The following is a 12,042-nucleotide window of genomic DNA, read 5'->3' on the forward strand; positions in this document are numbered from 1 at the left end:
CCCATGAACAAGGCGTGGGCGCTGTTGCGTCTGGCCAGCCCGCAACTGCCGATTGGCGGCTACAGCTATTCCCAGGGGCTGGAAATGGCCGTGGAGCGATCCATCGTCCGCGACCCGCCCAGCGCCGCGCGCTGGATCGGCGATCAACTGGTGCTGAATCTGTGCCGCTTCGAAGCCCCGCTTTTATTGGCCCATTGCACGGCGGCGGCCGACGAGGACTGGGCCACGTTGCTGCAACTGAGCGAAGAGCATCGCGCCAGCCGGGAAACCCGTGAGCTGCATCTGGAAAGTCGGCAGATGGGTTACTCGTTGCAGCAGTTGCTCATCGGTCTGCCTGAGCTCGATCAGCCTGCCCGGGATTTCTTGCGTCAGACCGACGAGCCGCATCTGGCCCTGGGCTGGGCGCTCGCCGCACGCGCCTGGCACATCGACCCGCAGGACGCCCTCGCCGCCTGGCTGTGGAGCTGGCTGGAGAACCAACTGGCCGTGTTGATGAAAACCCTGCCGCTGGGGCAACAGGCCGCGCAACGTCTGACCAGCGAGTTGACGCCTTTGCTGCAGACCGCGCAGCTACGTGCCACTGAACTTGATCCTGAACACATGGGCAGCGCGCCGTTTGGCCTGGCGTTGGCAAGCATGGCCCATGAGCGCCAGTACAGCCGACTGTTTCGATCGTGACCCTTTATTGGCCCCCCCTACGAACTGCACAAAAAAAGATCAACGGAGAACACTTTATGAACAGCCAACCTTTGCGCGTCGGTATTGGCGGCCCGGTCGGGTCCGGCAAGACTGCGCTGACCCTCGCCCTCTGCCTGGCGTTGCGCGAGCGCTACAACCTCGCCGTGGTCACCAACGACATCTATACCCGCGAAGACGCCGATTTTCTGGTGCGCAACGAGGCCTTGGCGCCTGAGCGCATCATTGGCGTGGAAACCGGCGGCTGCCCACACACTGCGATCCGCGAAGACGCGTCGATCAATCTGGAAGCCGTGGATCAGTTGAACCGTCGCTTCGAAGGCCTGGACCTGATCATCGTCGAATCGGGCGGCGACAACTTGTCCGCGACGTTCAGCCCTGAATTGTCGGACCTGACCATCTACGTGATCGACGTGTCGGCAGGCGACAAGCTGCCGCGCAAAGGCGGGCCGGGCATCTGCAAATCCGACCTGCTGGTGATCAACAAGATCGACCTGGCACCGCTGGTGGGCGCGTCGCTGGAGATGATGGATCGCGACACCAAAAAAATGCGCGGTGACAAACCGTTCGTGTTCAGCAACCAGAAAACCGGCCATGGCCTGGAGGACATCATCGCCTTCATCGAGCGCCAAGGCCTGCTGACCGCTGCCTGATTTCATTCACTAAGGACGATCATTGATGAATCGCAAAACCTTATCGCGCACCAAAATCCTCGGCGCACTGGCGCTGCTGTTGGTTCCGGCCTTGGCGTTCGCTCACCCCGGCCACGATGAAAGCGGTCTGGTGGCGGGTATCAGCCACCCACTGAGCGGCATCGATCACCTGTTGGCGATGGTGGCCGTCGGGTTGTGGGCCGCTCAACAGAAAGGCGCCGCTCGCTGGGCGCTGCCGATGACGTTTGTCGGCACCATGCTGATGGGTGGGTTGATGGGCTTTGAAGGCCTGGCATTGCCTGGGCTGGAAAGCGGGATTGCGGCGTCGGTGTTTGCACTGGGTCTGGCCGTGGCACTGGCTGTGCGTCCGCCGCTGTTCGTGGCTGTGACGGCGACCGCGCTGTTCGCGATGTTCCATGGCGTGGCCCATGGCCTTGAGCTGCCGGAGATGTCCAGCCCTTGGGGATACGCATTGGGCTTCGTCGGCGCCACCGCTGCGCTGCACACCGCCGGTTACGCCGTGGTGCGCTTCCTGCCAGCGGCGGCTACGCCTATGGTGCGAGTGGCCGGGGCACTTTCAGCTGCGACGGGTGTGTGGTTGTTCGCAGGCTAAAATCTTCTCCCTGACGCACCTCATACCCTGTGGGAGCGACTTCATTCGCGATACGCCCGTACAGCCGATAGAGACTATGTCGGATGTACCGGCCAATCGCGAATGAATTCGCTCCCACAGGGGCTCTGCGCAGGACGGCCCCTCATTTGATCCACCCGTTTACCCCGCCATCCCCGCCTCCTGCTACCATGTCGCGCAATTTGACCTCTGCCGCGACGCCATCCGATGCCTGACGTTTCTCTGCCCGCCTCCAAGCCTGAACTGTTCGCTGTGTTCGCCACTGTGCAGCAGCATTTCATGGCGGTGATCGTCCCGCTTTGGCAGGGGCCGGGCTGGAATGCCGAGATGGCGCTGCCGTATGAGGCGCTGGACGCTCAACACCAACCGTTGCCCCCTCAGCGTTACCGGGCCATGGCCTGTGCGCGGCAGCTGTTTCTGTTTTCCAGTTTCATGGGCAACCCGCAAGTGCCTGATGCCGAAACTCGTGCGGCGGCGCTGTTCCGCTCGCTGCAACGGCATTTCCATGATGCCGAACACGGCGGCTGGTTTTACAGCATCGACCCACAGGGCGCGCCGCTGGACCGTCGAAAAGACCTCTACACCCACGCGTTCATCGTCTTCGCCTGCGCGCATTACTGGGCGAAGGTGCGCGAGCCGTTGGTGGAATCGGTACTCAATGCCGCGCTGCACGTCGTCGCCGAGCGTTTTGCCGATGGCGATGGCTTGTACGAGTCCGTGCTGAACGAAGACTGGTCCTCGCTGGACGCCGGGCCTCTGCAGAACCCGTTGATGCATCTGGCTGAAGCGTTTCTGGCGACGCTGGAAGTGCGCGAAGACGCCGACACGCTCGCTGCCCTCGACGCCTTGGCGGAAGCCATGCAGCGGCGCTTTGTCGATGTCGAGCACGGCGTGATGCTCGAAAAACCCCTCGACGCTGTGGATAACTGGTCCGAGCCGGGGCATCAGTTCGAATGGTTCTACCTGCTGGAGTCGTCGGCACACCTGCGTGGCACCCCGCTGCATCGCTCGCTGACCACTGCGTTTGGCCACGCTGAGGCGCAAGGGGTCGATCCGGTCACAGGGGCTGTGGTCGCGACACTGGATGTGGAAGGCTTGGTGAAAGATGGCACTCAGCGCATCTGGGCGCAGGCCGAGTACCTGCGGGCGTTGACGTTGCGCCCTGATAGCCAGGCGTTGCTGGCGCGTCAGTTGAACGCCTTGCAGCAGCGGTTTTTGCATGCAGGCGGCTGGAATGAGTGCCTGGATAGCCAGGGACAGATTAGCCGCAGCGACATGCCGTCGACCACGCCCTATCACCTGGCGACGTGCTATATCGGCTTGGCTGAATACTTCGGCGCCTGAATCCCCTACTTGATGATCGTCCCTACACTCTGCGTGGGGACGCATCCCTTGGCGCTCTGCGCCACCTCAACGGCCGTCGCAGCGCGTCGAGGGCGGCATTCCCACGCGGAGCATGGGAACGATCATTGTCCTGTGTTACTTCGTTTCACCACGCGTACGATCAATCGCAAACCCGGCCCAGGTCTGGCTCACAGGCATCAGCTCCAGGTTGTTGACGTTGACGTGCGCCGGGGTGTTCATGATCCAGAAAATCGTCTCGGCGATGTCTTGCGGCTGGATCGGCTCGGCGCCCGCGTAAGTGGCGTCGTACTTGGCCTGATCGCCACCGAAACGCACCAGGGAGAACTCGCTTTCACACAGGCCGGGCTCAAGGTTGGTCACCCGCACGCCGGTACCGATCAGATCGTTGCGAAGGTTCAGCGAGAACTGTCCGACGAAGGCCTTGGTACCGCCATACACGTTACCGCCCGGATACGGATAATTGCCCGCGACCGAACCCAGGTTGACGATGCTCGCACCACGGCCGTAGGCGATCAGGCGCGACAGCAGCGTGCGAGTGGTGTAGACCAGCCCTTTGACGTTGGTGTCGATCATGGTGTCCCAGTCGTCCAGGTCGCACTTCGGCGCGGGGTCGATGCCCAGTGCCAGACCGGCGTTGTTGATCAGGCCACGAATTTTCGCGAACTCGGCGGGCAGACCCTCTACGGCCTTTTCCACAGCCGCACGGTCGCGGACGTCCAGCGTCAAGGTGTGCACCTTGGTCTGCTTCGACAGTTCGGCGCTCAACGCCTGCAAACGCTCCTCGCGGCGGCCGGTCAACACCAGCGACCAGCCTGCTTCTGCAAAGCGGCGTGCGCAGGCTTCGCCAAACCCGGATGTAGCACCGGTAATGAACACGGTAGAAGTCATGTCGTTCTCCTGACGGGGGTTTCGGCTTGGGAATAAGCTCGGGTGAACGCAGCGCAGCGGCTACGTGTAGGAAAGTTCTGGAGAATGCCCGCGCGGGCGGCTCGGGATCAAGTCTGCGCGTAACAAACCTCGCACTGCATTGTGGATACGTTCCAACTGTATAAAAAACAACCAAACACGCCAAAGCCTTATGCCATCAGGGCTGGGCGCAGTTTTGCCCACCTTATCCACAGCCAGACACACAAAATCGGTGCGCAACTCGCAGGGCTACACGTCACGGCATGCGGGGCCTGTGGGCAATTCAAAATGGGTTTTCCCTTGACCTGCTGAAACGGATCTGCCGCCTGTCGAGCGCTCAGGTTGTACGAACGGACAGGATCGCTCGTCCAACCTCAGGGATTGCGCTATCTGCGGCGGTCTTTCCAAGGGTTGCACACAGAGTTATCCACAGGAGGATCAAAGCAAAAAACTGGATAAAAAACCAGCCTCTAAAGCGTTGACAAACTCAGCAGAAATAACGGCCAAACCTACTGATCAATAATTGACCAACCCTCTGTAAGCCTTATAAACAAAGGCCTGTAGCCAACTGCCACCAACTTATTCACAGTCACCTCCACAGTAAAACTGAACAAGTCAAAAACGTGACAAAACAACCATTTGCAGCGGCTAAGTGTCGCGCTTTGGCAGCTCTTCAAAATTGTTTTCCACAATTGGCATCATCAGCCTTGCGTTCCTCTTTAGCAGCACGGCTTGGCGGCGGTGGCGTCCGAAAAATCCCTGCGCCAGCACGCCGGACTCCTACGGATGAGCCGACGACAAACCTGTGGGAGCGAATTTATTCGCGATGGGTAGGTACATCCGACACATCCCTATCGGTTGTACCGCCCTCTCGCGAATGAATTCGCTCCCACAGGGGTAGGCCGCTTATTCCATTACCAGGAACGCTCGACGCGCCACGCAGGATGCAAAACGCCCCGAGTGAATAACACTCAAGGCGTTGGTTATTGCCGAAGTACTGGAGGACTCAATGCCCGCCGAGATAGGCGTTTCGCACTTCCTCGTTGGTCAGGAGCTCCTGCCCGGTGCCTGTGAGACGAATCTCGCCATTGACCATGACGTAGGCGCGGTCCGACAGCTTCAGAGCGTGGTTGGCGTTCTGCTCGACGAGGAAGATCGTCATACCGGTTTTCGCCAGTTCACGCAGGGTGGAGAAAATCTGCTTCACGATGATCGGCGCCAGGCCAAGGCTTGGTTCGTCCAGCAGCAGCAGCTTCGGGCGGCTCATCAGGGCGCGGGCGATGGCGAGCATTTGCTGTTCGCCACCGGACATGGTCATGGCGCGCTGATTACGACGCTCCTTAAGGCGCGGGAACAGCTCGAACATGCGCTGCATGTCTTCGCTTGCGTACTTATCCCCAATCGGAATCGTGCCCATCATCAGGTTCTCTTCCACCGACATGTCGGGGAACACACGGCGGCCTTCCGGCGACTGCGCAATGCCATTGGACGCGATGTAATGCGACGACTTCTGCGTGATGTCGGTGCCCTGATAGATGATCTGGCCACTGGCCGCGCGAGGCTGGCCGAAGATCGACATCAGCAGCGTGGATTTGCCCGCGCCGTTGGAGCCGATCAGGCTGACCGTTTCGCCTTCGTTGATGTGCATCGAGACTTTCTTCAGAGCCTGAATCGGCCCGTAATACACGTCGATCTCTTTCAGTTCGAGGATCGGCTTACTCATACCAGCTCCTCTTCATCAGCACCCAGGTACGCCGCGATCACCTTCGGATCGTTGCGAATCTGCTCCGGCTTGCCCTTGGCAATCACGTTGCCGTGGTCGAGCACGACGATATCGTCGGAAATGCCCATGACCATGCCCATGTCGTGCTCGATCAGCACGATGGTCATGTCGTGGTCGTCGCGCAGGTGACGAATCATGCCGCTCAGCGCTTCGGTTTCCTGTGGGTTGAGCCCTGCGGCCGGTTCGTCCAGGCAGATGACCTGTGGGCGGGTGCACATGGCGCGGGCGATTTCCAGACGACGCTGCTGGCCGTAAGAAAGCTCACCGGCGAGACGGTTGGCGCAGTCCACCAAATCCACCACTTCCAGCCAGTAGAAGGCGGTGTTCAGCGCGTCTTCTTCGGCCTTGCGGTAGCCCTTGGTGTTGAGGATGCCCGCGATCATGTTGCGGTTGACCCACATATGCTGGGCGACCAGCAGGTTCTCGACAACGGACATTTCCTTGAACAGGCGAATGTTCTGGAACGTACGCGCCAGGCCCGCACGGTTTACCAGATGCGTGCCGCCGAACATCTTGTAGAACAGACGGCTGCCGAAACGCTTGGGCGAGGCGAAGTCGCTGACGCGGAATTGCTCGCCGAGCAGCTGGATCACGTTGGTTTTCTTGCCGCGCGCGTTCAGCTCGATCTTGCCGCCGGTGGCTTTATAGAAGCCGGTCAGGCAGTTGAACACGGTGGTCTTGCCCGCGCCGTTAGGGCCGATCAGGGCGAAGATCGAGTTGCGGCGCACTTCCAGGCTCACGTCGCTGAGGGCCTTGATACCGCCGAAGTGCATCATCAGGTTCTCGACGGACAGAACGATTTCGTCGCTCATCACGCGCCCTCCACTTTTGCCAGCACGCCTTTGCGTGGTTGTACGCCGCTGCGGCTGATGCGAATCAGGCCACGTGGGCGCCAGATCATCATCAGCACCATCAGGATGCCGAACAGCAGCACGCGGTATTCCGCGAAGCTGCGCAGCATTTCAGGGGCAACGGTCAGCACGAATGCGGCAATCACCACGCCCACGGTCGAACCCATGCCGCCGAGGACAACGATGGCCAGGATCAGCGCGGATTCGAAGAAGGTGAACGAGGTCGGGTTGACGAAGCCTTGGTAGCTGGCGAAGAACACACCCGCCAAGCCTGCCGTCGAGGCACCGATGGTGAACGCCGAGAGCTTGACCAGCACGTGGTTCAGGCCCATGGAACGGCAGGCGATTTCGTCTTCACGCAACGCTTCCCAAGCCCGGCCGACCGGCATACGGGTCAGACGGTGCTTGATGTACAGCACCGCCAGCACGACCAGGAACAGCACGGCATAGATGAAGATGAATTTCAGGTCCGGGTTGTATTCGAAGCCGAAATATTCGTGGATCGGAATCCCGCCATCTCTGGCCCGACGCCCGAATTCCAGGCCGAAGAACGTTGGCGAAGGCACCGGCACGCCGTTCGGGCCGCCAGTGAACGACAGCCAGTTGTTGAGCACCAGACGAATGATTTCACCGAAGCCCAGGGTCACGATGGCCAGGTAGTCGCCGTGCATGCGCAGGACCGGGAAGCCCAGGATGCAACCGGCAAACGCCGCAGCGATGGCCGCCAGTGGCAACGCCGACCAGAAACCCAGGCCAAGATACTGATAACCCAGCGCCAGACCGTAAGCACCGATGGCGTAGAACGCCACGTAACCCAGGTCGAGCAGACCGGCCAGGCCGACCACGATGTTCAGGCCCAGGCCCAGCAACACGTAGATCAGCCCGAGGATGACGACGGTCAGGACGTATTTGTCAGCGAACACCGGGAAGATCACGGCGATCAGGATCATCAGCGGAATGATGAAACGCAGGCGAGTCTTGTAACCCGGTGGCAGCACGTGGACGCCAGAGCCGGTGCTTTCGAAACTCTGGGCGATGGCCACACCTTTCGGGGTTTGCAGGAACAGGCTCATCAGGAAGCGACCGACCACCACCACACCGACCAGCGCCGCGACGCGACCCGGTTGCATGTTGAAGCCATAGCCGTCCAGCACGATGCCGACGATGGGGCCGAACACGATCAGCGCCAGCAAGCCGGCAACCACCGCGTCGATCAGACTTTGTTTGATATCGATGGGTTTGACAGGAGCAGACATGGTTACACCTTCGCCACGAGTGGGCGACCCAGCAGGCCTTGAGGACGGAAGATCAGAATCACTACCAGCAGGCCGAAACTGAACACGTCTTTATAGTCGGAATTGATCAGACCGGAGAATTGCGACTCGGCAACCCCTAGGATCAATCCACCAAGCATCGCGCCCGGCAATGAACCGATACCGCCGAGTACCGCTGCGGTGAAGGCCTTGATGCCGATGACGAACCCGGCGAAGAAGTCGAACGTGCCGTAGTTCATGGTGATCAGAACGCCTGCGAGTGCGGCCATGGCAGCACCGATGACGAACACGTAGGAAATGATCCGGTCGGTGTTGATCCCCAGAATCGAAGCCATCTTGCGATCCTGCTGCGTGGCGCGGCACATGCGGCCCAGCTTGGTGTACTTGATGATATAGGTCAGAACGCCCATGCCGACAAACGCGGCGATCAGGATAAATATCTTGGTGTAAGTGATCTGCACAAAACCATGGCCGACTTCAAACCGCATGGCACCTTCGAGCAGGGTCGGAACACCTTGCTGACGTGGGCCCTGTGCGATTTGCGCGTAGTTTTGCAGGATCAGGGAGATACCAATGGCACTGATCAGCGGTGCCAGACGTGTCGAGTTACGTAGTGGCTTGTAGGCCACGCGCTCGATGACGAAGCCATACACACCGGTCACCACGATGGTGAAGATCAGCGTGCCGAGAATCAGGAAAGGGAACGACTCGATACCGAAGAACGACAGCACGGCCAGGCCGATGGCTGCGAGGTAGGCGGAGATCATGTACACGTCGCCGTGGGCGAAGTTGATCATGCCGATGATGCCGTAAACCATCGTGTAACCGATGGCGATCAGGCCGTAGACCGAACCCAGGGTCAGGCCGTTGACCATTTGTTGCAGGAAAATACCATCCATCACGCACGCTCACGAACTTGAAGGCCAACCTGGCGCGGACCGGATATTCCCTCGTGAGGAATAGCGGGACACACACGATGGCAACAGAAGAATCCGACGCCGCACGAGGCGGCGTCGATTACCGGGTCAGGCCGTTTCGAGGTTCCAAGCCCGCAAAACGGCTGACTCGACTAGGCGCTCAACTTACTTCTGCTTTTCGAGCTGGTGATATTTGCCATCCTTGTCCCACTGGTAAACCACGTAGTCGGAGACTTTCAAGTCGCCTTTGGTGTCCCAGTTTTTCTCACCCATGACGGTTTTCACCGGGTGAGCTTTCAGCCACTTGGCCGCTTCCTCGCCTTTGGTGGACTTGGCGCCAGTGAATGCAGCAGCCAGGGCCTGAACCGAAGCGTAGGAATACAGGGTGTAGCCTTCAGGCTCGTAGCCGCCTTTGCGGAACTGATCCACAACAGCCTTGCTGTCTGGCAGCAGGCGTGGGTCGGCGCCGAAGGTCATGTACACGCCATCGACGTACTGAGCGCCGCCAGCGGTGGTGACCAGTTCGTCGGTCACAACGCCGTCGTCGGACATGAACTTGACGTCTTTCAGGCCTTGCTCACGCATTTGGCGAACCAGAGGACCGGCTTCCGGGTGCAGACCACCGAAGTAGACCACGTCGGCACCGGCGCCACGGATCTTGGTGACCAGGGCGCTGAAGTCTTTCTCGCCACGGGTCAGACCTTCTTCCAGCACAGGCTTCACGCCGCGAGCGGTCAGTTGCTTGGCGGTGGCGTCAGCCAGGCCTTTACCGTAGGTGTCTTTGTCGTTGATGACCGCGACTTTCTTGCCTTTCAGCACGTCGACGATGTAATCGCCAGCGACGATACCTTGCTGGTCGTCACGGCCGCACATACGGAACATCGCGCCCAGGCCACGTTCAGTCACGTTCGGGTTGGTCGACGCAGGGGTGATCGTGATGATGCCGGCTTCGTCATAGACTTCCGACGCAGGGATGGTCGAAGACGAGCAGAAGTGGCCAACGACACCGACCATTTTGTCAGACGCAGCCTTGTTGGCGACGGCCACGGCCTGTTTAGGCTCGCACGCATCGTCGTATTGAGTCAGCGAGATTTTCTCCCCGTTGACGCCGCCCGCAGCGTTGATAGCGTCAGCCGCAGCCTGAGCGCCTTTCCAGAACTGCAAACCAAACGAGGCGTTGGCGCCGGTCATTGGACCAGAAACGCCGATCTTGACGTCAGCCTGTGCAAAAGTAGCCACACCCATTGCAGTAGCGACTGCGAGTGCCAGAAAGCCTTTCCTGTAAAACGTCTGCGACATGAGTTGGTGCTCCTAGGTTTTTTAATTAGCACTGCGACCACAGAGATGCTCTGAGCAAGTGGCGTGCCATCGGTTTTTTATTCTGAAAAAAGTCGTCGTTTTGTTGTTATTCGACTGTTTTGAGCCCTTTTTTATTGGGCGTGCAACCGTCTAAACCGCGCAAGGTGCAACCCTGCGACTTTTATAGAGCAACCCTCCCGAATAACGCGCGCAACCGCACTGCCCTGACCTGTACAACCCTGTTGTTACAGCTTGCGTCACCGAACTGCACACCGGCGGTGCGGGGCCGCTACGGGACGCACCATTTGAGGGTAGTGGATATACGCGAAAGTGTTGATTTGTGACAAACATTTCGCCTCAGATCACAACCCTGAGACATTGCCCCGCATGGTATAGCGAAAAGCCAGCTTCGTATAAAGAGCTGCGTAAAGCAATGGCCGAGAGCGGCTGCATGGGAGCAAACGGGATCGGCAGCACATTCGGGTTGCCGCCGCACAGGTAATCGGCGAAGGCTTTACCGACCACTGTGCCGGTCGTGTTGCCTCGGCCGTTGTATCCGGTCATCGCGACCAGTCCTGGTGCAGGCTCATACATGCGCAGCAAATGATCGGGCGTGAAATCGATGCAGCCCGTCCAAGTGCATTCCCACTCGACCTTTTTCAGGTACGGGAAATAGTGCTGCTGAATGCGGTCTGCCCAGGCCTTGAGGAACCACGTCGGCTTCTGATTGCCGTTGCCCAGACTGCCCAGCAACAGACGCCCATCCGCGTCGCGACGGATGCTGCTCAGCACCTGGCGGGTGTCCCAGGAGCCCTGCCCACCGGGAAGAATCTGCTGGGCAGCCTCTTCCGTCAGCGGCGCGGAGGCCACTTGATAGTAATAGCCAGGGAAAAAGCTGCGGCGGACTTCAGTCCAATCGCCTTCGGTGTAGGCGTTGGACGCGATGACGACTTGATCGGCGATAACCGAGCCGTTGTCGGTGATCACGCACCAACGTTGGCCCTGACGCTCCAGCCGCTTGACCGGCGAGTGATCGTAACGCTGGCCTCCCAGCGAGGTAACCGCTGCAGCCAGACCGCTGGTGTAGGCCATCGGGTTGATGGTGCCTGCGCGGTGGTCGAGCAGCGCGGCGGTGATTTCCCGAGTGCCGGTGGCTTCCTGGCAGGCTTTGCCGGTCAGCAGTTCGATGGGCGCGCCACGGCGTTTCCATTGTTCTTCGCGGCTGCGCAGATCCAGCTCGCCCTTGGCGTTGTGCGCCATGTGCAGGGTGCCTTTGCGCGTGGTCTGGCAGTCGATGTTGTATTTTTCAATGAGGCTGAAGACCAGCGACGGCGCGTTGCCGAGCATGGTGTTGAGCTGGCTGCCGATTTTCTCGCCGAAACCGGCTTCAATCTCGTCGGGCGGAATCCACAGCCCGGCGTTGACCAATCCCACGTTGCGCCCCGAGCCACCTTGGCCGGTGCGATGGGCTTCGACGATGGCGACGTTCTTGCCCTGTTCAAGCAAATGCAGCGCTGCCGACAACCCCGTGATGCCTGCGCCGATCACGCACACATCGACGGTCACTTCCCCCTTCAACGCCGGCGCCTCTGGCCTTTGCGGCGTCAGCGTTTCCCACAGACATTCTTCGCGTAGCGGCATCGCAAAACCTCGAAAAGGACAAACGA

11 protein-coding genes are annotated in these 12,042 nt (G+C 59.9%); 4 read left to right on the forward strand and 7 right to left on the reverse strand.

All coding sequences use genetic code 11. From position 1 onward, the window contains the following. Nucleotides 1-3 precede the first annotated feature (3 nt). The 4 genes from GVN17_RS14605 to GVN17_RS14620 all read left to right on the forward strand — a co-directional run bounded on the left by GVN17_RS14605 (nt 4) and on the right by GVN17_RS14620 (nt 3,324). Nucleotides 4-678 (forward strand): urease accessory protein UreF, encoded by a 675-nt coding sequence (locus GVN17_RS14605; RefSeq protein WP_166595983.1) that lies wholly within the window; start codon nt 4-6, stop codon nt 676-678. Nucleotides 679-734: 56 nt separating this feature from the next. Next, nucleotides 735-1,349, forward strand: coding sequence for an urease accessory protein UreG (gene ureG, locus GVN17_RS14610; RefSeq protein ID WP_062378949.1), 615 nt, complete (start codon nt 735-737; stop codon nt 1,347-1,349). A gap of 25 nt (nt 1,350-1,374) precedes the next feature. After that, on the forward strand, nt 1,375-1,962 hold the full coding sequence (locus GVN17_RS14615) for a HupE/UreJ family protein (protein WP_166595984.1): 588 nt from the start codon (nt 1,375-1,377) through the stop codon (nt 1,960-1,962). Between the two features lie 225 nt (nt 1,963-2,187). After that, a complete protein-coding gene (locus GVN17_RS14620) occupies nt 2,188-3,324 on the forward strand; it encodes an AGE family epimerase/isomerase (protein WP_166595985.1) in 1,137 nt (378 codons plus the stop codon). Between the two features lie 135 nt (nt 3,325-3,459). Here GVN17_RS14620 and GVN17_RS14625 read toward each other — a convergent pair whose 3' ends face one another. The 7 genes from GVN17_RS14625 to GVN17_RS14655 all read right to left on the reverse strand — a co-directional run bounded on the left by GVN17_RS14625 (nt 3,460) and on the right by GVN17_RS14655 (nt 12,016). Further along, nucleotides 3,460-4,233 carry an SDR family oxidoreductase gene (locus GVN17_RS14625; RefSeq protein WP_166595986.1) on the reverse strand — a complete coding sequence of 258 codons (774 nt, stop codon included), beginning with the start codon at nt 4,231-4,233 and terminating at the stop codon, nt 3,460-3,462. A gap of 1,024 nt (nt 4,234-5,257) precedes the next feature. Beyond that, nucleotides 5,258-5,974, reverse strand: coding sequence for an ABC transporter ATP-binding protein (locus GVN17_RS14630; RefSeq protein WP_166595987.1), 717 nt, complete (start codon nt 5,972-5,974; stop codon nt 5,258-5,260). Continuing rightward, nucleotides 5,971-6,846 (reverse strand): ABC transporter ATP-binding protein, encoded by an 876-nt coding sequence (locus GVN17_RS14635; RefSeq protein ID WP_166595988.1) that lies wholly within the window; start codon nt 6,844-6,846, stop codon nt 5,971-5,973. The genes GVN17_RS14630 and GVN17_RS14635 overlap by 4 nt, the downstream gene beginning before the upstream one ends. Next, complete coding sequence (livM, locus tag GVN17_RS14640; RefSeq protein ID WP_166595989.1) at nt 6,846-8,141, reverse strand: high-affinity branched-chain amino acid ABC transporter permease LivM; 1,296 nt, start codon at nt 8,139-8,141, stop codon at nt 6,846-6,848. The genes GVN17_RS14635 and livM overlap by 1 nt, the downstream gene beginning before the upstream one ends. A 2-nt stretch (nt 8,142-8,143) precedes the next feature. Beyond that, nucleotides 8,144-9,058 (reverse strand): branched-chain amino acid ABC transporter permease LivH, encoded by a 915-nt coding sequence (locus GVN17_RS14645; protein ID WP_166595990.1) that lies wholly within the window; start codon nt 9,056-9,058, stop codon nt 8,144-8,146. A 183-nt stretch (nt 9,059-9,241) separates the two neighbouring features. Further along, a complete protein-coding gene (locus GVN17_RS14650) occupies nt 9,242-10,375 on the reverse strand; it encodes a branched-chain amino acid ABC transporter substrate-binding protein (protein WP_166595991.1) in 1,134 nt (377 codons plus the stop codon). Between the two features lie 357 nt (nt 10,376-10,732). Next, complete coding sequence (locus GVN17_RS14655) at nt 10,733-12,016, reverse strand: FAD-binding oxidoreductase (RefSeq protein ID WP_166595992.1); 1,284 nt, start codon at nt 12,014-12,016, stop codon at nt 10,733-10,735. Nucleotides 12,017-12,042: the final 26 nt, after the last annotated feature.

This window comes from Pseudomonas sp. SLFW (assembly GCF_009905615.1).
Classification (GTDB): domain Bacteria; phylum Pseudomonadota; class Gammaproteobacteria; order Pseudomonadales; family Pseudomonadaceae; genus Aquipseudomonas; species Aquipseudomonas bambusae.